The 20238-nt window shown below is 51.4% G+C and carries 24 protein-coding genes; 11 read left to right on the top strand and 13 right to left on the bottom strand.

Annotated elements, in window-relative coordinates:
• The first annotated feature begins 238 nt into the window (after positions 1 to 238).
• The gene (gene cspD / locus ACF2G4_RS02410; RefSeq protein ID WP_193403324.1) at positions 239 to 460 is read left to right on the top strand and encodes a cold shock-like protein CspD; all 222 of its coding nucleotides are present in this window, start codon (positions 239 to 241) and stop codon (positions 458 to 460) included.
• 71 nt (positions 461 to 531) lie between these two features.
• Here the strand turns inward: cspD and ACF2G4_RS02405 are convergent, their stop codons facing one another.
• A complete protein-coding gene (locus ACF2G4_RS02405; protein ID WP_409075448.1) occupies positions 532 to 2181 on the bottom strand; it encodes a DUF2813 domain-containing protein in 1650 nt (549 codons plus the stop codon).
• 135 nt (positions 2182 to 2316) lie between these two features.
• Here ACF2G4_RS02405 and ACF2G4_RS02400 point away from each other — a divergent pair, with 135 nt between their 5' ends.
• From ACF2G4_RS02400 to ltaE, 3 genes are all read left to right on the top strand, one after another.
• Entirely contained in the window at positions 2317 to 3216 is a 900-nt protein-coding gene (locus tag ACF2G4_RS02400) for a lysine exporter LysO family protein (protein ID WP_215847207.1), read from the top strand.
• Between the two features lie 124 nt (positions 3217 to 3340).
• The gene (poxB, locus tag ACF2G4_RS02395) at positions 3341 to 5062 is read left to right on the top strand and encodes a ubiquinone-dependent pyruvate dehydrogenase (protein ID WP_409075937.1); all 1722 of its coding nucleotides are present in this window, start codon (positions 3341 to 3343) and stop codon (positions 5060 to 5062) included.
• A gap of 71 nt (positions 5063 to 5133) precedes the next feature.
• Positions 5134 to 6135 carry a low-specificity L-threonine aldolase gene (ltaE, locus tag ACF2G4_RS02390; protein WP_409075447.1) on the top strand — a complete coding sequence of 334 codons (1002 nt, stop codon included), beginning with the start codon at positions 5134 to 5136 and terminating at the stop codon, positions 6133 to 6135.
• 7 nt (positions 6136 to 6142) lie between these two features.
• Here ltaE and ACF2G4_RS02385 read toward each other — a convergent pair whose 3' ends face one another.
• Together ACF2G4_RS02385 and ACF2G4_RS02380 are read right to left on the bottom strand one after the other, a co-directional pair.
• Positions 6143 to 6967: an N-acetylmuramoyl-L-alanine amidase gene (locus tag ACF2G4_RS02385; protein WP_409075446.1), complete on the bottom strand. Its 825-nt coding sequence runs from the start codon at positions 6965 to 6967 to the stop codon at positions 6143 to 6145.
• Positions 6964 to 7284 (bottom strand): heavy metal-binding domain-containing protein, encoded by a 321-nt coding sequence (locus ACF2G4_RS02380; protein WP_215847210.1) that lies wholly within the window; start codon positions 7282 to 7284, stop codon positions 6964 to 6966. The genes ACF2G4_RS02385 and ACF2G4_RS02380 overlap by 4 nt, the downstream gene beginning before the upstream one ends.
• A 128-nt stretch (positions 7285 to 7412) precedes the next feature.
• On the opposite strand from ACF2G4_RS02380, the gene ACF2G4_RS02375 reads away from it, so the two are divergent.
• Positions 7413 to 7952: a lipoprotein gene (locus ACF2G4_RS02375; protein WP_215847211.1), complete on the top strand. Its 540-nt coding sequence runs from the start codon at positions 7413 to 7415 to the stop codon at positions 7950 to 7952.
• Positions 7953 to 7963: 11 nt separating this feature from the next.
• Here the strand turns inward: ACF2G4_RS02375 and ACF2G4_RS02370 are convergent, their stop codons facing one another.
• Entirely contained in the window at positions 7964 to 8107 is a 144-nt protein-coding gene (locus ACF2G4_RS02370) for a hypothetical protein (protein WP_409075445.1), read from the bottom strand.
• Between the two features lie 80 nt (positions 8108 to 8187).
• Between ACF2G4_RS02370 and artP the strand changes: the two genes are divergently transcribed.
• From artP to artJ (ACF2G4_RS02345), 5 genes are all read left to right on the top strand, one after another.
• A complete protein-coding gene (gene artP / locus ACF2G4_RS02365; protein ID WP_215847213.1) occupies positions 8188 to 8916 on the top strand; it encodes an arginine ABC transporter ATP-binding protein ArtP in 729 nt (242 codons plus the stop codon).
• Between the two features lie 15 nt (positions 8917 to 8931).
• Positions 8932 to 9663 carry an arginine ABC transporter substrate-binding protein gene (artJ, locus tag ACF2G4_RS02360; RefSeq protein WP_409075444.1) on the top strand — a complete coding sequence of 244 codons (732 nt, stop codon included), beginning with the start codon at positions 8932 to 8934 and terminating at the stop codon, positions 9661 to 9663.
• Between the two features lie 6 nt (positions 9664 to 9669).
• The gene (artQ, locus tag ACF2G4_RS02355) at positions 9670 to 10386 is read left to right on the top strand and encodes an arginine ABC transporter permease ArtQ (RefSeq protein ID WP_243078257.1); all 717 of its coding nucleotides are present in this window, start codon (positions 9670 to 9672) and stop codon (positions 10384 to 10386) included.
• Complete coding sequence (gene artM / locus ACF2G4_RS02350; RefSeq protein ID WP_332627456.1) at positions 10386 to 11054, top strand: arginine ABC transporter permease ArtM; 669 nt, start codon at positions 10386 to 10388, stop codon at positions 11052 to 11054. The genes artQ and artM overlap by 1 nt, the downstream gene beginning before the upstream one ends.
• A gap of 124 nt (positions 11055 to 11178) precedes the next feature.
• Complete coding sequence (gene artJ, locus ACF2G4_RS02345) at positions 11179 to 11910, top strand: arginine ABC transporter substrate-binding protein (RefSeq protein WP_215847216.1); 732 nt, start codon at positions 11179 to 11181, stop codon at positions 11908 to 11910.
• Positions 11911 to 12052: 142 nt separating this feature from the next.
• Here the strand turns inward: artJ (ACF2G4_RS02345) and ACF2G4_RS02340 are convergent, their stop codons facing one another.
• The 9 genes from ACF2G4_RS02340 to ACF2G4_RS02300 all read right to left on the bottom strand — a co-directional run bounded on the left by ACF2G4_RS02340 (position 12053) and on the right by ACF2G4_RS02300 (position 19632).
• The gene (locus ACF2G4_RS02340; protein ID WP_243078259.1) at positions 12053 to 12520 is read right to left on the bottom strand and encodes a YbjO family protein; all 468 of its coding nucleotides are present in this window, start codon (positions 12518 to 12520) and stop codon (positions 12053 to 12055) included.
• A 74-nt stretch (positions 12521 to 12594) separates the two neighbouring features.
• On the bottom strand, positions 12595 to 13440 hold the full coding sequence (potI, locus tag ACF2G4_RS02335) for a putrescine ABC transporter permease PotI (RefSeq protein WP_215847218.1): 846 nt from the start codon (positions 13438 to 13440) through the stop codon (positions 12595 to 12597).
• On the bottom strand, positions 13437 to 14399 hold the full coding sequence (gene potH / locus ACF2G4_RS02330; protein WP_215847219.1) for a putrescine ABC transporter permease PotH: 963 nt from the start codon (positions 14397 to 14399) through the stop codon (positions 13437 to 13439). The genes potI and potH overlap by 4 nt, the downstream gene beginning before the upstream one ends.
• 9 nt (positions 14400 to 14408) lie before the next feature.
• Positions 14409 to 15542: a putrescine ABC transporter ATP-binding subunit PotG gene (gene potG / locus ACF2G4_RS02325; protein ID WP_215848308.1), complete on the bottom strand. Its 1134-nt coding sequence runs from the start codon at positions 15540 to 15542 to the stop codon at positions 14409 to 14411.
• Between the two features lie 123 nt (positions 15543 to 15665).
• Positions 15666 to 16775, bottom strand: coding sequence for a spermidine/putrescine ABC transporter substrate-binding protein PotF (potF, locus tag ACF2G4_RS02320; RefSeq protein ID WP_215847220.1), 1110 nt, complete (start codon positions 16773 to 16775; stop codon positions 15666 to 15668).
• A 369-nt stretch (positions 16776 to 17144) separates the two neighbouring features.
• Positions 17145 to 17630 carry a YbjN domain-containing protein gene (locus ACF2G4_RS02315; RefSeq protein ID WP_215847221.1) on the bottom strand — a complete coding sequence of 162 codons (486 nt, stop codon included), beginning with the start codon at positions 17628 to 17630 and terminating at the stop codon, positions 17145 to 17147.
• An 87-nt stretch (positions 17631 to 17717) separates the two neighbouring features.
• Positions 17718 to 18620 carry a 30S ribosomal protein S6--L-glutamate ligase gene (gene rimK, locus ACF2G4_RS02310; protein WP_332628237.1) on the bottom strand — a complete coding sequence of 301 codons (903 nt, stop codon included), beginning with the start codon at positions 18618 to 18620 and terminating at the stop codon, positions 17718 to 17720.
• 21 nt (positions 18621 to 18641) lie between these two features.
• Positions 18642 to 19364, bottom strand: a complete 723-nt coding sequence (gene nfsA / locus ACF2G4_RS02305) for an oxygen-insensitive NADPH nitroreductase (protein WP_332627451.1) — start codon at positions 19362 to 19364, stop codon at positions 18642 to 18644.
• Positions 19365 to 19380: 16 nt separating this feature from the next.
• Positions 19381 to 19632, bottom strand: a complete 252-nt coding sequence (locus ACF2G4_RS02300; protein WP_243078261.1) for a DUF1418 family protein — start codon at positions 19630 to 19632, stop codon at positions 19381 to 19383.
• A gap of 270 nt (positions 19633 to 19902) precedes the next feature.
• Between ACF2G4_RS02300 and ACF2G4_RS02295 the strand changes: the two genes are divergently transcribed.
• Positions 19903 to 20166: a GrxA family glutaredoxin gene (locus tag ACF2G4_RS02295; RefSeq protein WP_215847222.1), complete on the top strand. Its 264-nt coding sequence runs from the start codon at positions 19903 to 19905 to the stop codon at positions 20164 to 20166.
• Positions 20167 to 20238: the final 72 nt, after the last annotated feature.

Raw genomic sequence — 20238 nt, 5'->3', positions numbered from 1 at the left:
CGATGATGGAAATTTAGCCGAAAAAAGCCTCCGCGACCTGTATCACAAAATTCGCAATAGCGTTAACTACCTCAAATTTTAGTGATTTTCTCCCTGCGCAGTCCGGCGCTTTGCTTGACGCCAGTGCCCGTTTCTCTACATTCTACGGACACAAGCTGATTGAGTTTTAATCAAACTCGACTCACAGCTTAAATGACCTCACCTACTTAATAAAATGTCTTGCGAGGGAAGTAAAAGCATGGAGACGGGTACAGTTAAATGGTTCAATAACGCCAAAGGCTTCGGCTTTATCTGTCCAATCGGGGGCGGCGAAGACATCTTCGCGCACTACTCAACGATTAAGATGGATGGTTACAGAACACTTAAAGCCGGCCAACAAGTTCAGTTTGACGTCCATCAAGGTCCGAAAGGCAATCATGCCAGTCTTATCGTGCCAGTAGAAGCGCAGGCTGTAGCCTGACGTTTATCCCCATTCTGAACATTCCCTAAAAAAATGCCAGCCCATGCCGCTGGCATTTTTTTGTTACCTTTCTAATCTGCTTTACCCTGCGCCAGCCAAATCACCCGTGAAAACATTTGGCGCATCAGCGTTGGAATAGCCTCGGGGCCGCGCTCGGCCGCCGCCATCGCCACGGCAATTGCCAGTTCCGGTTTCGACGCATGATGAAGAGCTTGGGTAATAATACGCCTTGCATTCATGGGCGCGTTTAACGGCAGGTGCGCCATCTGATGGTAAACTTCATCGAACCCTTGTTTATAAAGGAAATTTTCCATATCCAGCGCGGGAAGCTGGGTAAGATGATGTGATTCCTCGTCCCCCTCCTGCAATTGGCTGCGCGTTGTAGCTGCATATTTATTGCCGGCATCATCACCATCGGTTAACACATGCCAGGCAATGCCCATGCGGCGGGCAAATTTGAGTAAAGGCTTTAATCCTGACTGAGCAAACTCAATCACTTTTACCCCTTCTGCGGCAAAGTGATGACCGCATTGCTGCGCCAGCTCATTGATAATCCACACTTCAGTTTCGCCTTCCACCAGCAACCAGCAGCGGGCAAACAGTGCAGACGGACGATTAACGCGAATATGAAACCCAATGCGCCGGCTATCTTCCGCACTCAATCCTTCCGGGCCGATACGCCACGCAGCGACCCGCGAAGGCTCTCGTACCAGCCGACACACATTCTCAATCGGCACCTGTGAAAGCAGCTCAGCTGAATTGGTGGTCGTGATTTTTTGCAGCGGCAGCAACACCAGTAAATTCCATGCCACTGACAACATAATCGGATGAAGTCGCGTTTCGGGATCTTCTATCAGCAGCAGCGGTCGTGCGCCAATAGCCAGCGGCTCACTGCCCTGCGCTTGTATCAGCAGCGTAAACATACGCAGTAAAATCAGCTGGCGACTGCGCGAATCCGTTCCCGATATCAGTTTATTCAGCCTATCCAGCGAGCGCCATCCTTGCATGCCATCACGCGCTTGCGGATCAATGCGGCGCGCTTCACTGGCATCTTTGGGATGCTGCACCAAAAAATAGTGCTCCATCAATTGTTGCATGGTTTGCAAACCTTGACGCAGCACCTCATCGCTCAGCGTTTGCGGCTGCGTCACCAGATCTCGCGTGAGCGTATCAAGCTCCATCGCTAACTGGTTCAAGGTGGCGGTGCGCGTATCGTTATTGCTTTCGCTATCCCGCCTGCGACGACTAAAACGCGCATCACGCAATCGCAGCACCGGATACCTGTGCAGCAGATAACCAATAGCCGCTCCCGTCCCCTCTTCAGGTAACACGTTGCCCTGCTGATCGACAAAGCGCCGTGTTGTGCTGACATGGCCATCACGCAGCTTCGCCCGCGTACTGTAATAGAGCCAACGTTGCCCTTGTGCGTCCCGTTGCCAGAACGGCGTAAGCAGCGCGTCTTGATCGCTGTGGTCATCACGGAAATGGAACACAATCTGCAGACGTCGTCGCTGATCGTTAACGTCGCCTGGCGTAAAGTAAAAATCAGCAGGCGTAAACTGATAATCTTCCGTTTGCGGTGACAATAACAGTGTAAGTGCGTCCAGCAGACTCGATTTGCCCCAGGCGTTTTCACCGATTAACAGGTTGGTGGGGGTCAGCGGCAAGGAAAGCTGACTGATGCCGCGAAAACCGCGAATATCGATATGTTGCAGAATCATACGTGGCTCATCCTCTTATTAACCGAAGCATGGTTGGCGAACGCAAACCGGTCAAGCCACTCTCTCTACAGGGTTTACTCTTAGCGCCTTTTTCGCTAGCGTGTCGCCACTTTCGCACGGATGGCTTAAATAATTATGTATTCCGGACTTCTGATTATTCTTGTTCCACTGGTCGTGGGCTGGCTGTTACCTCTGCATAAAACCGCAATTTTACGTGCAGTTAATCGCTTACTGAGCTGGATGGTGTATGTCATCTTGTTCTTCATGGGCATCAGTTTGGCGTTTCTTGATAACCTTAGCCGCAATCTGCTCACGGTATTTCACACCGCCGCAGTCGCCGCAGTTTGTATTATGTTATGCAATCTACTGGCGTTGCTCTGGCTGGAAAAACGTTTACCGTGGCAACACGCTCACAAACAGGAAAAATTGCCGTCGCGGCTGCATATGGCGCTGGAATCACTCAAGCTGTGCGGCGTAGTCATCGTGGGATTTTTATTAGGCCTGACACAGTGGAACTTTCTTCATCACGCCTCTGCAGCCAGTGAATACGCATTAATTTTCTTGCTGTTTTTAGTGGGAATACAGTTGCGTGGCAGCGGCATGACGCTGCGCCAAATTATCCTGAATCGCCGCGGCATGATTGTCGCCAGCGTCGTGTTAGTGAGTGCGTTGATTGGCGGTATGATTGCGGCGCTGCTGTTGGGTTTACCGTTAAAAACCGGTTTGGCAATGGCCAGCGGATTTGGCTGGTATTCGCTGTCCGGTATTTTAATGACCGAAGCGTTTGGCCCGGTCATTGGCAGCGCAGCGTTCTTCAATGACCTGTTACGCGAACTGATTGCTATTATGTTGATCCCGGCCTTAATTGCCCGTCATCGTTCCAGTGCATTGGGTTTATGTGGCGCTACCTCAATGGATTTCACCCTGCCGGTGTTGCAACGCGCAGGCGGCATGGAAATTGTTCCCGCCGCGATAGTGCATGGTTTTGTCATGAGCCTGCTGGCCCCTATTCTCATCGCCCTGTTCTCCGCGTAACGCCCTGAGCCGAAACGCAGCGCATTTTTTCACGGCTGCGTTTCGATAACCTCGTCTAAGCTTCTTTTTTTGCGCTTTCGGTTGTGCCATCGCCAGGATGGCCAATCACCAAAAGGAGAAGATGATGAAACAAACCATTGCGGCGCTGCTCGCTAAAACCCTTGAGAATGCAGGCGTCAAACGCATTTGGGGCGTGACCGGTGATTCGCTTAACGGTCTGAGTGACAGCTTAAATCGCATGGGAACCATTGAATGGATGCCAACCCGCCATGAAGAAGTTGCTGCGTTTGCCGCAGGCGCAGAAGCGCACGTGACCGGTGAGCTGGCAGTCTGCGCGGGTTCTTGTGGTCCCGGCAATTTGCATCTGATTAACGGCTTGTTTGATTGTCATCGTAACCATGTTCCGGTATTAGCCATTGCCGCACATATTCCTTCCAGCGAGATCGGTAGCGGCTATTTTCAGGAAACGCACCCACAAGAGCTGTTTCGCGAATGCAGCCATTACTGTGAGTTGGTTTCTAATCCAGAGCAATTACCTCAAGTCTTAGGCATCGCGATGCGTAAAGCGATCCTGAATCGCGGCGTGTCAGTGGTGGTCATCCCTGGCGATGTTGCGCTGAAGTTAGCGCCAGAAACGGCGAGCGCGGCGTGGTATCCGCCACAGTTTCCACACATCCAACCGCAAGCTGCAGAGTTAGCGCGTCTGGTTCAAACCCTAAACGAAGCCAGTAATATTACTTTGCTTTGCGGGAGTGGCGTTGCAGGTGCGCATAAAGAAGTGGTTGAGCTGGCCGCGACGCTAAAAGCGCCTATCGTTCATGCGCTGCGCGGCAAAGAACACATTGAATATGACAATCCTTACGATGTCGGCATGACCGGGCTTATCGGATTCTCATCAGGTTTCCACGCGATGATGAATGCTGACACGCTGGTGCTGCTCGGAACACAATTTCCCTATCGCGCTTTCTACCCGGAAAAAGCCAAAATTATTCAACTGGATATCAATCCCGGTAGCCTTGGCGCGCACTGTCGCGTGGATCAAGCCTACATCGGCGATGTGAAAACCACCCTGCAGACGATATTGCCGCAGCTGATGGATAAAACCGATCGTCAGCATCTCGACAGCGCATTGAAACATTATGTTGAGGCACGGAAAGATCTCGACGATCTCGCCAATGCCAACGACAAGCAAGCCATTCATCCGCAATATCTTGCTCAGCAGATTAGCCACTACGCCAACGATGACGCTATTTTCACTTGCGACGTGGGTACGCCCACCGTCTGGGCTGCGCGTTATTTGAAGATGAACGGGAAGCGTCGTTTACTGGGCTCGTTCAACCACGGATCAATGGCAAACGCCATGCCGCAGGCCTTGGGCGCGCAGGCCATCGATCGCGATCGTCAGGTGGTCGCGCTGTGTGGTGACGGCGGTTTCAGTATGTTGATGGGGGATTTCCTTACGGTGGCGCAGTTGAAGTTGCCGGTAAAACTGGTGATTTTCAACAACAGCGTGCTGGGTTTTGTCGCGATGGAGATGAAGGCTGGCGGTTACTTAACCGATGGCACAGAGCTAGACAATCCTGACTTCGCCGCTATTGCGCAAGCCTGTGGCATTAAAGGTATCCGCGTAGAAAAAGCGTCTGATCTGAATGGCGCGCTGGAACAGGCGTTTTCCCATGATGGCCCAGTGCTGATTGACGTTATCACCGCCAAAGAGGAGTTGGCGATGCCGCCACAAATCAAAATGGAGCAGGCCAAGGGTTTCAGTCTTTACATGCTGCGGGCCATTCTGAATGGTCGCGGCGATGAAGTGGTTGAACTGGCGAAAACCAACTGGTTGCGGTAAAACCATAGAACTTCGCAAGCGGGCGCCATGCCCGCTTTTTTTTATTAATCAGGAAAGTTCAGGAGCGCAACGTGATCGATTTACGCAGTGATACCGTTACCCGGCCTAGTGCCGCGATGTTGCAAGCGATGATGACGGCAGAGACCGGCGATGACGTCTATCGCGATGATCCTACGGTTAATGCACTGGAAGCTGAAGCTGCGCACTTGAGCGGCAAAGCTGCCGCGCTGTTCTTTCCAACCGGTACCCAAGCAAATTTGGTCGCGTTGCTCAGCCATTGCGAGCGCGGCGATGAATATATCGTGGGCCAGCAAGCGCATAACTACAAATATGAAGCGGGCGGCGCTGCAGTACTTGGCAGTATTCAGCCGCAGCCGATTTTAGCCGCCGCTGATGGCACATTGCCGTTGGCGTCTATTGCTGCTGCAATCAAGCCTGATGACATTCATTTTGCACGTACTCGCCTGCTCAGTCTGGAAAATACCCATCATGGTAAAGTGCTGCCGCTGGCTTATCTGGCTGAAGCTTTTGCCTTTACCCGCCAACACCAACTGGCGCTGCATATTGATGGCGCACGTATTTTCAACGCTGTTGTTGCTCAAAAGGTCACGCTGGAAGCCATCGCACGCTATTGCGATAGCCTGACAATTTGCCTTTCTAAAGGGTTGGGTACGCCAGTGGGATCGCTGTTATGTGGCGATGAAGCCTACATTGAGCGTGCACGCCGTTGGCGCAAAATGACCGGTGGCGGCATGCGCCAGGCCGGTATTCTGGCGGCTGCCGGTTTGTATGCGCTGCAACATAACGTGACGCGTTTACAAGAGGATCACGACAACGCCGCATGGCTGGGACAACAGCTGCATGAAATTGGCGTTGAGGTCGTTGATCAGCAAACCAATATGCTGTTTGTCCGTGTACCTGCGGAACAGGTTGAACCGCTCAAGGCGTGGATGAAGGCGCGTGATGTGCTGATTAGCGTCGGCCCAGCAACACGTTTGGTGACGCATATTGATGTTGACCGGGCAGCGCTGGAACAGGTTGTCACGCACTGGAAAGCCTTTTTACAGCAGTAACAGCGTGCTATTCCGCCGCGCCATATTTTTCCAGTAGCGCGGCGGCAATCGCTGCGGTTTCTGCATCCGGTAGTCCGCGATAATCAGTTGGCCGAAAGTGCATCTGAAAGGCGGCGATCAGATTTTGCTGCTGAGGTAGCGTCATCTCTGGCGTCACCGCGTAACCGTAGCGCTGCAGCAATTCCATCACCTGTGCCGTTGGCACCGGCGTCTGCGCGGCTTTTCCGGCTAAATAAACCTGCACACGATCGGCATCTGGCCACGCGCCAATACCTTGCTGCGCCAGTTGCTGCCAAGGGAAACGGGGGCCCGGATCCTGTTTGCGCTGCGAAGCGATATCGCTGTGCCCGACAATATTCTCAGGCGCGATGCCGTAACGCTGCGCCACGTCTTTCACTAGTGCGCTTAGCGATGCGATTTGCGCCGGGGTAAAAGCTTGCCATTCGCGCCCGGTTAGCGTGCGTCGATAACCACTGTTCACCAGTTCGATACCCACTGACGTATCGTTGATGCGCGTAGCACCGCGCCAAAAGCTGGGGCCAGCATGCCAGGCTAAATCACGCTCGGGAACTAACTGCCAGATAATGCCTTTGCCCTCGCGTTGTGGCGGCTGGCGCGGGATAAGGTAATGCGCACTGACCTGATTATCGGTCAAAGTAGCGAGTGAAGATGAGAAGTCTTCGGCGGTGTAGTGAATCACAATCACCTTGATACGCGGGCGCGCACCTTGAGCCGGATGGCGTAAATCGGCCCAGTAACCCTTACGTGATTCCACGCCAGACTGGCAGCCAGACAATAGGATCGCTGCCAGTATTAGTATCCATTTTTTCAACTAACGATGACCGCCGTGCCGCTTACACTCACCATCAACATGCTGCTGTCTTTGCCGACGGTTTCGTAATCGATATCAATCCCCACAACCGCATTAGCGCCTAATGCTTTTGCCTGTTCTTGCAGTTCTTTGAACGCGATTTCTCGCGCCTTACGTAACTCTTTCTCGTAGGCGCCCGAGCGACCGCCGACGATGTCGCGAATACCGGCAAAAAAGTCACGGAAAATATTCGCGCCCAAAATCGCTTCACCCGTTACAACGCCACAATATTCGGTAATGCGGTGCCCTTCTAGCGTAGGCGTGGTAGACAATTTCATCGTGTTCTCCTTCTCTGAAAACCAGACTAAAACCTTAACAAAGCGGACTAAGGCTCTTTCGACTAAAAAGCACGGCTATACTCTATGCTAAAAATGGCGCTTTGCCAGAGAACAATAAGGAAATCGAGATGAGAAACAAAGCCTTTGCGCTGTTGATACCTGCGGCAGTGCTGCTTAGCGCCTGTACCACGGTTGAGCCGGTCATCAAGGATAATGGCCCACGTACAGCATCCTGCGCTGAGGGCGGTCCTGATAGCGTTGCCCAGCAGTTTTATGACCTGCGCGTTGCCCAGCCTACGCAGGGTTTGCCTGACAGCAGCACGCTGGCAAAATATCGTCCTTATCTAAGCGATCACCTTTATCAAACGTTACTTGCCGCCAACGGCAACACCAAAAATGGCGCATGGCGCAACGGCGATCTCTTCTCCAGCCTGGCGCAAGGTCCAACGGTAGCCAGCGTAGCGGACGCCTCCACTATTCCTAACAGCGATGCGCATAATATTCCTTTGCGTGTTGATCTGAGCCGTGACGGTAAACAATGGCAGGATGAAGTATTGATGATCCGTGAAGGCACCTGCTGGGTAGTTGACGACATACGTTATGCGGCCAACTGGTCACATCCGGGTAGCGGCACGCTGGGTCAGACGCTGGAATACGAGAAGAAGTAATACATTATTTTTCAGTCATTTAGATAAAAAAAGCGTACTGCAGCAATGTGGTGCGCTTTTAGTTTCAGTTCAAGGATAAACACGCAACCCAGCCAAACGTGAAGGGGAAAGGCGCGATATTGTGCTACGCTTTTAGGGTTTTGCTGCTGTTTCATAAATTTTAACCCACCTCAATTGCATAACTATTCTGAGGACGTTAAAATCCACGACACTAATAGCTATTCATATTTGGCGCATGAGTATTCAACTAAACGCAATTAACTGCTTCTACGGTGCTCATCAGGCGCTGTTTGACATTAACCTGGAATGCCCGCAGGGCGAAACGCTGGTGCTGCTCGGTCCGAGCGGCGCAGGCAAAAGTTCTCTGCTGCGCGTACTGAATTTGCTGGAGCATCCGCGCTCTGGCCATTTGCAGATCGCCGGAAACCAGTTCGATTTCAGCAAAAAGCCCTCTGACGCGGCAATTCGCGAACTTCGCCAAAATGTCGGCATGGTTTTTCAGCAATATAATCTTTGGCCGCACCTCACTGTGTTGCAAAACCTGATTGAAGCGCCCTGCCGCGTCTTGGGTTTAAGCAAAGCGGATGCAAAAGCACGCGCCGACAAGCTGTTGGATCGCCTGCGCTTAACGCCTTATAGCGATCGCTTCCCGCTGCATCTTTCCGGCGGTCAGCAACAGCGCGTCGCTATTGCGCGTGCGTTGATGATGGAACCTCAGGTATTGCTATTCGATGAGCCTACTGCCGCGCTCGATCCCGAAATCACCGCCCAGATTGTCAGCATTATTCGCGAGCTGGCGCAGACCCAAATTACCCAAGTAATCGTTACCCATGAAGTGGAAGTGGCACGTAAAACTGCCAGCCGCGTGGTTTACATGGAGAACGGTCATATTGTGGAACAGGGCGACGCCAGCCGATTTACACAGCCGCAAACCGAAGCGTTTGCCAACTACCTTTCGCACTAAGTCAGGATGCTAAAAATGAAAAAAGTTGTACTTGCTGCACTGCTTGCTGGATTGAGCCTGAGCGCATCAGCCGCTCAAACGATTCGCTTCGCCACTGAAGCCTCTTATCCTCCGTTTGAGTTTGTTGACTCAGACAACAAAATTCAGGGCTTCGATGTCGATCTGGCTAACGCACTGTGTAAAGAGATCGACGCAACCTGTACTTTCACCAATCAGGCCTTTGACAGTTTAATCCCAAGCCTGAAATTCCGTCGTTTTGATGCCGTTATGGCCGGCATGGATATCACGCCAGAGCGTGAAAAGCAGGTTCTGTTCAGCAAGCCTTATTACGATAACTCCGCGCTGTTTGTTGCGCAGAAAGGCAAAGTGGCTGATGTAGCAGCGCTGAAAGGCAAACGTGTTGGGGTTCAGAATGGCACCACGCACCAGAAATATTTGACCGAAAAACACAGTGAAATTACCACCGTACCTTACGACAGCTACCAGAACGCGATTCTTGACCTGAAAAATGGCCGTATCGATGCCGTCTTTGGTGATACCGCAGTGGTAAACGAATGGCTGAAGCAGAACACTGCGCTGGCACCTGTCGGTGAAAAAGTCACGGACAAAGCCTATTTCGGTACCGGTTTGGGTATCGCAGTACGCATGGGTAACAGCGATCTGCAGACTAAATTCAACGCCGCGTTGGATAAAGTCAAAGCAGACGGCACTTACAAAACCATCTACAGCAAATGGTTCCAACAGTAATTTTCAATGAATGAAATGATTCCACTCGCAAGCGCCGCCGGTATGACCGTCGGCCTTGCCGTTTGTGCTCTCATCGCTGGCCTGGTGCTGGCGATGATTTTTGCTGGCTGGGAATCGGTGCGCTGGAAACCGCTGGCGTGGCTCGGTACAGGTTTAGTCACGTTGATCCGCGGCCTGCCGGAAATTCTGGTGGTGCTGTTTATCTATTTCGGCGCCTCGCAGCTGCTGCTGATCTTATCTGACGGCTTTACCCTCAATTTCGGCCTGTTCCAGTTGCCGATACAGATGCAGATCGAAAACTTCGACGTCAGCCCCTTCCTGTGTGGCGTGATTGCCTTGGCGATGCTTTATGCCGCTTATGCATCCCAAACCCTGCGCGGCGCATTAAAAGCGGTGCCGGTGGGACAATGGGAGTCGGGTCAGGCGCTGGGCATGAAGAAATCAGCCATATTTTTTCGTCTGATTATGCCGCAGATGTGGCGGCACGCCTTGCCAGGCTTAGGCAACCAATGGCTGGTATTGCTGAAAGATACGGCACTGGTATCGTTGATTAGCGTAAATGACCTGATGCTGCAAACCAAAAGCATTGCGACCCGCACTCAAGAGCCGTTTACCTGGTTTTTAGTGGCGGCGGCTATTTATCTGGTTATTACGTTGTTCAGCCAGGCGGTATTACGCCGCATTGAATTACGCACTACCCGTTTTGAGCGGGGAAACAGCTGATGCTTGAGTATCTACCCGAATTAATGAAAGGGCTGCATACCAGCCTGACACTGACTGTGGCCTCGCTGATCGTGGCGCTGGTGCTGTCATTGCTGTTCACCGTGGTGCTGTCACTTAAAATGCCGCTGCTGACACCGCTGGTAAAATGTTTTATTACGCTGTTTACCGGCACGCCGCTGCTCGTACAAATATTCTTGATCTATTACGGTCCCGGCCAGTTCCCGAGCATTCAACAGATTCCCTGGTTGTGGCATCTGCTGTCACAACCGTGGCTGTGTGCCATGTTGGCACTGTCACTAAACAGTGCGGCTTATACCACGCAGCTTTTTTATGGTGCTGTGCGTGCCATCCCTGCTGGTCAATGGCAATCCTGTGCTGCGCTTGGGATGAACCGCAAAGATACGCTGCGCATCCTGCTGCCTTACGCCTTTAAACGCGCCCTTTCATCCTATTCCAATGAAGTGGTGCTGGTGTTTAAAGGCACCTCCCTGGCTTATACCATTACGCTGATGGAAGTGATGGGACACGGACAATTGCTGTACGGACGCACCTACGATGTCACCGTGTTCGCGGCGGCGGGTCTGGTTTATCTGTGCGTCAACGGTTTACTCACTTTGATGATGCGTCTGATCGAAAAGCGCGCGCTGGCATTTGAGCGCCGAAACTGATATTTAGGCGAGAATTCTCGCCTTTTTCACTTGTTTACTCACAGATATTGCATAAAGATTCATTTAGTGGCATCTTGTAACGCGTCCAAACGCTGTGCTAATGACGTTTTACAGGAGCCGTATCATGAAAAAATGGATTGTTGCCGCTGCACTGGCAACCCTGGCAATGAATGCCCACGCTGCGGAGAAAATCCGTTTTGCCTCTTCGGCAACCTATCCCCCTTTTGAATCTCTGGATCGTGAAAATCAGCTTGTCGGCTTCGATATCGATTTGGCTAAAGCGTTATGCCAGCAGATGAAAGCAGACTGTACGTTTACCAATAACGCTTTTGACAGCTTGATTCCGTCGTTGAAATTCCGTCGTTACGATGCGGTGATCTCCGGCATGGACATCACGCCCGATCGCAGTAAACAGGTCGATTTCACGCAGCCTTATTACGCTAACTCCGCCATCGTTATTGCTCGCAAAGGTAAATTCAACGATTTCAGCCAGCTGAAAGGCAAGCGCATTGGCGTAGAGAACGGCACCACGCATCAGAAATTCTTGCAGGATAAACATCCTGAAGTCGTGATGGTGGCCTATGACAGCTACCAGAACGCAATTCTGGATATGAAAAACGGTCGTCTGGATGGCGTATTTGGCGACAGCGCAGTGGTTAATCAGTGGTTAAAAACCAATAACGATCTCGCTACCGTGGGTGAACATGTCACCGATACCGATTACTTTGGCACCGGTTTAGGTATCGCAGTACGCAAAGGTAACGAAGAGTTACGCGAGAAGTTGAATAGCGCACTGGCTGAAATGAAAGCTAATGGCAGCTGGCAGCAGCTCAATCAGAAGTGGTTCCCCGAATAAGTATTATGGGCCAGCAAGGTCATTGTCTGACCGGTTCTGCACTGTCCTCAGTTCAGATAATTGCTACGCTGGCCCACCCTCGTTCATCAATCGCTCGGCAACCGCTAAAACCTGACAAAGCAGAGTTGCGGCAGGCGTGCGTTCAACGCTTATGGAAAAAGACGCGGCTGCTGACAGGCAGGAAAAGCAGCATCAGCACCACAACGTCCGGTAGCTTCTGCAACAGCGTATGGTGGATAATCTGCGCATTACTCTCGCCGCTAATACTGAATATTTCTGGGTAGATCCATCCCATTGAAGCCATCAGCATATAAAACAACACAATCACCTGTGTCCCGACATATCCCCAACGTCCGCGATTGCTGCCCCGCATCAACGTAAACGCGCAGCGTAGCTCAAACAGAAAAATCAGTTGGCTGGCAATAAAGATAAATGTGGAATCCCAGGCTTGGGCGCTGCGATGAACAAAATTAACGATTTCGGCGTAACCCAGTTCGTTAGCTAGCATCAATACGCTAAGGCAACGCGTAACGATAATAGCAATCCCTGCGACCGATACCGCCACGGGTGCTTCTGGTAAAACCGGGCGGTGTTTGAGGGTTTCCGACATGTTCCGTGCTCCGTACGCCATTGAAAATGGGCTGGAAAACCAGCCCATTCTTATAGTGGCAAAGCTTACGAGTTTCAGCCACGTTTAGCTTTCTGAATATCGCTTAAACGTTGTTTTTCTGTATGCGCCATGAAGCGCCAGGCAATAAAACCAACCAAACCGACAATGAACAGGATCAGCGAGGCCAGTGCATTAATTTCCGGGTTCACGCCACGGCGCACGGTGGCGAAAATTGCCATGGGTAGCGTGGTCGCGCCTGGTCCGGTGACAAAACTGGAAATCACCAGATCATCAAGCGATAGCGTAAACGCCAGCAACCAGCCCGTCACCAGCGCGGGTGCAATCATCGGCACGGTAATCACGAAGAACACTTTCAGCGGCGTTGCGCCCAAGTCCATCGCCGCTTCTTCAATGGAGCGATCCAGTTCACGCAGGCGCGAATTGATCACCACCGCCACATAGGCGGTACAAAACGTGACGTGCGCCAGCCAGATAGTTAACATGCCGCGCTCACTCGGCCAGCCGATGGCATTGCCAATCGCGACAAACAGCAACAGCAGCGATAACCCGGTAATCACATCCGGCATAACCAGTGGCGCTGTCAGCATAAAGGCAAAACCGTTGTGACCGCGGAAATGACCGAAGCGCACAATGATCACTGCCGCCAGCGTGCCCAATACCACCGCCATGCTGGCCGATAATCCTGCGATGCTTAAACTCAGCAGCACCGCATCAATCATCGCATCATCCTGAAACAGCACGCTGTACCAGTGAAACGAAAAACCTTCCCACACCGTGACCAGCTGCGAGCTGTTGAATGAATAAATCACCAACAGCAGCATCGGCGCATAAAGAAACAGGAAACAGCACGCCAAAATGGCGGTGCGCCAGGGCGAGCGGATCGTTGGCAGATTATTCATCCCTTCTCTCCCATTTCACGATTTTGATGCTTGTGGAACCAGATGATAGGCAGAATCAGTATCAGCAGAATAATCACCGCCAACGCAGATGCGACTGGCCAATCGCGGTTATTAAAGAACTCTTGCCACAAGATACGACCAATCATGATGCTGTCAGGCCCGCCAAGCAGTTCAGGAATCACGTATTCTCCGACCGCCGGAATAAATACCAACATCGAACCGGCAATAATCCCGCCTTTGGTTAGCGGCACAATCACCTTGAAGAAAGTTTTCAGCGGACGCGCACCCAAATCCAACGACGCTTCCACCAGCGAATAATCGATGCGGGTTAATGCGGTATAGATAGGCAGCACCATAAACGGCAAATAGCAGTAAACAATGCCGATATAAACCGCAGTGTTGGTGTAAAGGATCACCAGCGGATGGTCGATCACGCCCAGCCACAGCAAGAAGCGGTTCAAAATACCGTTGTTGTTAAGGAGCCCCATCCAGGCATAAACACGTACCAGAAATGAGGTCCACGACGGCAGAATCACCAGCAGCAGCAAAATGGTGCGCATTGAGGGCTTACTGTGCGCCACCGCCCACGCCAGCGGATAACCAATCAACAGACAGATTACCGTGGAGATCGCCGCCACTTTCAAAGATTGCAAATAGGCGTCGATATACAGCGGATCATCAGTAAGTTGCAGATAGTTGGCAAAATTGAGAATCAGGCTGAACTGGTCATCGGCCCAGCTGATTAAATCGGTATACGGCGGAATGGCGCGAGCGATGTCCGCGAAGCTGATTTTCAGCACGATCAGGAAAGGCAGCAGGAAAAACAGCACCAGCCAAATATAAGGCAATGCAATGACCAGCTTGCGGCCATGTTGCATTTTGATGCGCGTTACCCAGCGCTGCAGCGGCGTACCAACCAATTTAGCGGGCGCTTTGCTGCGTTGAAAAATCTGGCTCATTGCGCCTCCTTAAACCGTCAACACCACGCAGCTGTCGCTTTCCCAGTAGAGACGAACTTCGTCGCCCCATGTCGGCAACCCTTTGCGAAAGCGGTGTGCATTTTGCAATTGTGCACTGATCATTTGCCCGCTACGCAGGCGCACATGAAAAATCGACAAGTCGCCTAAATAGGCAATATGCACCACTTCACCCACCGCAAAGTTACAGCCATCTGCAGGAACGTCTTCACAAAGCATCACTTTTTCTGGACGCAGCGCGACGTGTACCGGCACGTTGTCTGTCACTGAGACGTCTGAGTCCACTTTCAGTGGATGCAGCAAGCCGGGGCTGTCTATTACCAGGCCATCCTCACGACGCTCGCGCAGTAGACCCTCAAAGACATTGACTGAGCCGATAAATTCGGCGCTGTAGCGGCTGGTGGGATGTTCATAAATCTCTTCCGGCTCGCCAATCTGCACAAATTTGCCGCGGTTCATGATGGCAATACGACCCGCCATGGTCATCGCCTCTTCCTGATCGTGCGTCACCATCACGCAGGTCGCGCCGACACGCTCAAGAATATCGACCACTTCTAACTGCATGCGGTCACGCAACTTTTTATCCAACGCACCCATCGGCTCATCCAGCAATAACAGCTTTGGACGCTTTGCCAGACTACGTGCCAGCGCCACACGCTGACGCTGGCCGCCCGAAAGCTGATGCGGTTTACGTTTGGCGAACTCTTGCATATGCACTAACGTCAGCATCTCTTCAACCCGGCTGCTGATCTCACCCTTTGGCAACTTGTCCTGCTTCAGGCCAAAAGCGATGTTCTGTTCCACAGTCATATGTGGAAACAGGGCGTAGGACTGGAACATCATGTTAATTGGGCGCTGATATGGCGCAACGTGAGACAAATCTTGTCCATCCAATACGATCTGGCCGCTGGTTGGCGGCTCAAAGCCCGCCAGCATGCGCAGCAGCGTCGATTTACCGCAGCCGGATGCACCCAGCAGCGCAAAAATTTCACCTTTGTAAATCGTCAGGCTGACATCATCAACAGCGTGCTGACCATCAAACGATTTGGTCAGGTTGCGGATTTCTAGCAGCGGCGTTAACGCCTTTGCGGTTTTATTTTGAGGACGAGGAATGGCGTCGTTCACTAACATTAATCTCCGGGGCCACGCGGAACTGCACGGCAAAGCCAGCCGCTAAAAATGGCACAACAGAGGCCATCACTGCACCTCTGTTGCTGTTTCGTTATAAGCCTATTCGTTTAGAACGAATTACTTACCACTTTTTACTTTAGTCCATGCACGCGTACGCACACGATCCAGTTTTGGATCTTGTACTTTCAGCACGAACAGTTTTGACATGGCTTCAGGCGTTGGGAAGATACCTGGATTATTACGCACATCAGCGTTAATCAGCGGCAGCGATGCCTTGTTACCGTTAGCGTAGGACATCTTGTTAGAGACATCAGCGATCACTTTCGGATCCATCATGTAGTTCAGGAACTGATAAGCGGCATCCAGATTTTTCGCGTCTTTCGGAATCGCCATCATGTCAAAGAACGCCAGCGCGCCCTCTTTGGGTACGCTGTAAGCCAGATGTACGCCGTTTTTCGCGGCATCGGCGCGATCTTTCGCCTGCAAAATATCGCCTGACCAACCAATAGCCACGCAGATATTGCCGTTAGCCAAATCGTTGATGTACTGCGAAGAGTGGAAATAGCGAATATTCGGACGCAATTTCAGCAGCAGATCGGTGGCTGCACCTGAGTAATCCTTCGCATCTGAGCTGTTCGGATCTTTACTGAGATAGTTCAGCACGGTGGCGAAAATCTCTTCTGGCGCATCGAGGAAGGAAACCCCGCAGCCTTTCAATTTTTCCAGGTTCTCAGGTTTTAAGACCAAATCCCAGCTGTTAACGGGCGCATCCGCACCCAACGCCGCTTTAACTTTATCAACGTTATAACCAATACCGGTGGTGCCCCACAGATAAGGAATGGCGTATTTATTGCCCGGATCGTGCTGCGCGACTTTTTCCATCAGCGCCGGATCGAGATTTTTGTAGTTAGGCAATTTACTTTTGTCTAACGGCTGAAACACGCCAGATTGCAGCTGACGCGCCAGGAAGCTGGAGGATGGCACTACCACGTCATAACCGGTGCTGCCGGCCATTAACTTGCCTTCCAGCACTTCGTTGGAGTCAAACACGTCATAGACCACTTTAGTGCCGGTCTGTTTTTCGAAATTCGGAACGGTATCTGGTGAGATATAATCGGACCAGTTATATACGTGCAGCGTTTTATCTTCCGCCATTGTGCTGGCAGAAGCTGCCATCAGCACGCCAGCAACCACACCTGACAACCATTTTTGACGTTGGTTGGACATGTTTTACTTCCTCCTGAGCGGGTCATCACAACGCTACAAATACCTGATCCGAACGTTGCGTTCTGTGCGTAAAATTAGTGACACAATGAATCATTATTCAGCGGGAGTTTAATAGTAAAAACCTATACCTGCGCTGCATTTACAAGGCTGACGTAGCCCCGCAAGAATAGCCGCCCTGATGAGGGTTAACCAGACCTCAGCGTAAAAAACGCCTAATTGCGATATTTTATTCATCTTTAAACTATGAGGTTCGGCTTTGATGGCATAAAGAACGACAAATATCTGGCATTAAAGGGCAAAATGCAGAATAAAACGTGGTGGGGCATAAAGAAAAACTGCTGCATTATGCAGCAGTTAAATCTGGAAGGATTAATGCAGCATTGAGTGGCCGAGCAAGGTCGCCGGGCGCTCCTCTTCTTCATCTTCACTCATCATCAACAAATTGTTGGCAAACGCTTCCAGAATGACCATGGAAATTTGCTCTTCACTCTGCTTCATGAAATGTGAAAACTGGCCAAAGGTTAGACCCGCTGTGGTGGTCATCGACTGACACACAATCAGCTTCGGCAAATTATCATCCTGAATGTCGATAAAGGCTTTAACCGTGAGTGAACTGGCATTGATTTGCGACAGGTCGCCAACCAAAGGAATTAATGCCGTCGGCTTCACTTCCGCCAGCGCAGAAAACAGAATGACGTTGTCGACCAGATCGATTTTGGCGTCAAACACCCCTTCAAAGTTCTGCATGTGCGGCAGATGAAGTGCCTGACAGGCATCACATTCGAACCAGGTGATATTTTGCTGATCCAGCCAGCGACGCAACAGGTCGATATCCGGAACGACAAGAGAATCCATCGTAAAATCCCTTGGGGTGAATAAACAGGCGACTAAGCTTACGGAAAAATTGCCATTGACGCTATGAAAACCGCTGAAAAGCGCGGGTTAGCCAGCGGTTTTAGGACGTTGGCCGGGTAGAGCGTGTTGCTCAATCCAGTCAATCATCATACCGGCAATATTCAGCCCGGTGGAGGCTTCAATACCTTCTAACCCTGGCGAGGCGTTAACTTCCATCACTAACGGGCCGCGATGTGCGCGTAAAATGTCAACGCCTGCAATGTCTAATCCCAGTGTTGACGCGGCTTTAACAGCAATTTCACGCTCTTGATCGGTGATGTTAACCGGATGCGCTTTACCGCCGCGATGCAGGTTTGATCGGAAATCGCCCTCTTTCGCCTGACGCTCAATGGCCGCGACCACCTTGTTGCCAATGACGAGACAACGAATGTCACGCCCTTGCGCTTCCTTGATAAACTCTTGCACCAGAATATGCGCATTCAGGCCGCGAAAGGCGTCAATAACGCTTTCCGCAGCCTGCCGCGTTTCTGCCAGCACCACACCAATTCCCTGACTCCCTTCCACCAGCTTTACCACCAGCGGCGCGCCGCCCACCATCGCGATAAGATCTTGCGTATCGTCAGGCGAGGAGGCAAAACCAGTTACTGGCATATTAATGCCTGCCCGTGCCAGCAACTGCAAGGAGCGTAATTTGTCACGCGCGCGGGTAATCGCTGCGGAGTCATTGAGCGGATAACTGCCGCACATCTCAAACTGGCGCAACACAGCCGTGCCATAAAAGGTGATGGAGGTACCGATGCGAGGAATAACGGCGTCAACGTATTCCAGCGGTTCGCCACAATAATGTACTGCAGGCGACGCGGGATTGATGTTCATGTAGCAAGAAAGCGGATCAATGATGTGAATAAAATGGCCACGCTGCTCGGCAACTTCACGTAAACGGCGGCATGAATAAAGCGATCCATCACAAGACAGGATGGCCATTTTCATCATCACATTCCTTGGGTCAGATTAGCGTGTCGCCCAACCCTGCTGATGCAGATAATCCAGCATAAATGGGCGCGTTTCTTTAATGATCAGGCGCTGAATCAGCTGGCTCCAGGTTTCGCTACGCTGGTTACTGTCGCGCTGCTGATAATATTCAGTAATCTGATTATCGTAATCGGCAAGCACCGCTGGATCCACCGATTGATAGCGATTTTCATGCACTAACATCGCCTGTGGCATACGCGGCTTCACATTTGGTGCGGATTCAGGATAACCCATACAGAAACCAAACAGCGGCAGCACATATTTTGGCAGCTCCAGTAATTCAGTAACCTGCGCAATGCTATTGCGAATACCACCAATAAACACGCCACCCAGATCCATTGACTCTGCTGCAATCATGGCGTTCTGTGCCATCAATGCTGTATCAACACAACCTAACAGCAGTTGCTCAGCGCGACCAAGCTGCGCATCCGGGCAGATCTGCAGATGACGATTAAAATCGGCACAGAAGATCCAAAACTCAGCCGCATCCGCCACCCAAGGCTGTCCGCCAGATAAAGTGACCAGCTGATCGCGCAGGCCTTTGTCGGTGATGCGCACAATAGAAGAACACTGCAAAAAGCTGGATGTGGACGCCGATTGCGCTGCGTGAATAATTGCCTCACGTTGCGCTTCGCTGATGGCTTGATCGGTAAACGCGCGAATGGAACGGTGGCTACACAATAAATCAATGGTCGGTGTCATAAACTCTCCAGCAACATTATCTTTTTTTGTCGGTGCGATTAAACAACTGCGGCGCCATCGCTTTTGCGGTGCGCCACATTAATAGCCAGGCGGCAGGCAGCATCAAAATGACGCCAAATAACAACAGCCCGGTCGCCAGCGTTTTGCTGTCGACCGATGTTGACGCAGGCAGCCACTGATTGATCACCAGCAGTGCGGCAATAATCAGCAGGCCACCTATCGCCTCCATTACCAGAATGGGTTTCGGTAATCTCGCTACATTTCGCATTACTCCGCTCCTGCATCACACCTGAATGGAACGGTAATTATGGTTAACAAGTCAGCGCCTGCCCATACCCGACATCTTTTGAAAAGAAGTTAAGACCCGTACACAACGCTGACGCGCCTGCATTTTAGATCAAGACGGGTATAGACGGCGGGCATCAGACTAACAGGTAAATCCTGCTTTCTTTAAGCGGTACGAGCGGGCATGATGATTGTCATTCTTTTACCTGTTGCGTGATGCAGATCACACAACATAGTCTGCAAGGAGTTTTCAATGATTGCTGTAATTTTTGGTCGCCCGGGTTGTTCTTTTTGTGTACGTGCCAAAGAACTGGCTGACAAATTAGCGGCCGATCGCGACGATTTTAGCTTTCAATACGTTGATATTCAGGCGGAAGGGATTACGAAAGCGGATCTTGAAGCCAGCGCAGGCAAACCCGTAAACACCGTGCCACAGATTTTCCTCGACGAACAGCACATTGGTGGCTACACCGAGTTTGCGGCGTGGACTAAAGAAAACCTGGGCTTTGTTGCTTAAAGGTGTATGAAGATCTCACGAAGCGGTTTAGTCCAAACGATAAACTGCTTCGCTAATATCCGCGAAAATTGA

The organism is Pantoea phytostimulans (assembly GCF_046118715.1).
In the GTDB taxonomy this organism is placed as follows: domain Bacteria; phylum Pseudomonadota; class Gammaproteobacteria; order Enterobacterales; family Enterobacteriaceae; genus Pantoea; species Pantoea phytostimulans.
This window is presented reverse-complemented; position numbering and strand designations above follow the sequence as displayed.

Bases quoted from the DNA above. Each gene is read 5' to 3' on its own strand.
- artM (WP_332627456.1), top strand. From the start codon at position 10,386: ATGCTTGAGTATCTACCCGAATTAATGAAAGGGCTGCATACCAGCCTG.
- ACF2G4_RS02340 (WP_243078259.1), bottom strand. From the start codon at position 12,520: ATGTCGGAAACCCTCAAACACCGCCCGGTTTTACCAGAAGCACCCGTG.
- nfsA (WP_332627451.1), bottom strand. From the start codon at position 19,364: ATGACACCGACCATTGATTTATTGTGTAGCCACCGTTCCATTCGCGCG.
- ACF2G4_RS02370 (WP_409075445.1), bottom strand. From the start codon at position 8,107: ATGAAACAGCAGCAAAACCCTAAAAGCGTAGCACAATATCGCGCCTTT.
- ACF2G4_RS02405 (WP_409075448.1), bottom strand. From the start codon at position 2,181: ATGATTCTGCAACATATCGATATTCGCGGTTTTCGCGGCATCAGTCAG.
- artQ (WP_243078257.1), top strand. From the start codon at position 9,670: ATGAATGAAATGATTCCACTCGCAAGCGCCGCCGGTATGACCGTCGGC.
- ACF2G4_RS02295 (WP_215847222.1), top strand. From the start codon at position 19,903: ATGATTGCTGTAATTTTTGGTCGCCCGGGTTGTTCTTTTTGTGTACGT.
- cspD (WP_193403324.1), top strand. From the start codon at position 239: ATGGAGACGGGTACAGTTAAATGGTTCAATAACGCCAAAGGCTTCGGC.
- rimK (WP_332628237.1), bottom strand. From the start codon at position 18,620: ATGAAAATGGCCATCCTGTCTTGTGATGGATCGCTTTATTCATGCCGC.
- ACF2G4_RS02375 (WP_215847211.1), top strand. From the start codon at position 7,413: ATGAGAAACAAAGCCTTTGCGCTGTTGATACCTGCGGCAGTGCTGCTT.
- poxB (WP_409075937.1), top strand. From the start codon at position 3,341: ATGAAACAAACCATTGCGGCGCTGCTCGCTAAAACCCTTGAGAATGCA.
- ACF2G4_RS02315 (WP_215847221.1), bottom strand. From the start codon at position 17,630: ATGGATTCTCTTGTCGTTCCGGATATCGACCTGTTGCGTCGCTGGCTG.
- ACF2G4_RS02400 (WP_215847207.1), top strand. From the start codon at position 2,317: ATGTATTCCGGACTTCTGATTATTCTTGTTCCACTGGTCGTGGGCTGG.
- artJ (WP_409075444.1), top strand. From the start codon at position 8,932: ATGAAAAAAGTTGTACTTGCTGCACTGCTTGCTGGATTGAGCCTGAGC.
- artP (WP_215847213.1), top strand. From the start codon at position 8,188: ATGAGTATTCAACTAAACGCAATTAACTGCTTCTACGGTGCTCATCAG.
- ACF2G4_RS02300 (WP_243078261.1), bottom strand. From the start codon at position 19,632: ATGCGAAATGTAGCGAGATTACCGAAACCCATTCTGGTAATGGAGGCG.
- potI (WP_215847218.1), bottom strand. From the start codon at position 13,440: ATGAATAATCTGCCAACGATCCGCTCGCCCTGGCGCACCGCCATTTTG.
- ACF2G4_RS02380 (WP_215847210.1), bottom strand. From the start codon at position 7,284: ATGAAATTGTCTACCACGCCTACGCTAGAAGGGCACCGCATTACCGAA.
- potF (WP_215847220.1), bottom strand. From the start codon at position 16,775: ATGTCCAACCAACGTCAAAAATGGTTGTCAGGTGTGGTTGCTGGCGTG.
- artJ (WP_215847216.1), top strand. From the start codon at position 11,179: ATGAAAAAATGGATTGTTGCCGCTGCACTGGCAACCCTGGCAATGAAT.
- potH (WP_215847219.1), bottom strand. From the start codon at position 14,399: ATGAGCCAGATTTTTCAACGCAGCAAAGCGCCCGCTAAATTGGTTGGT.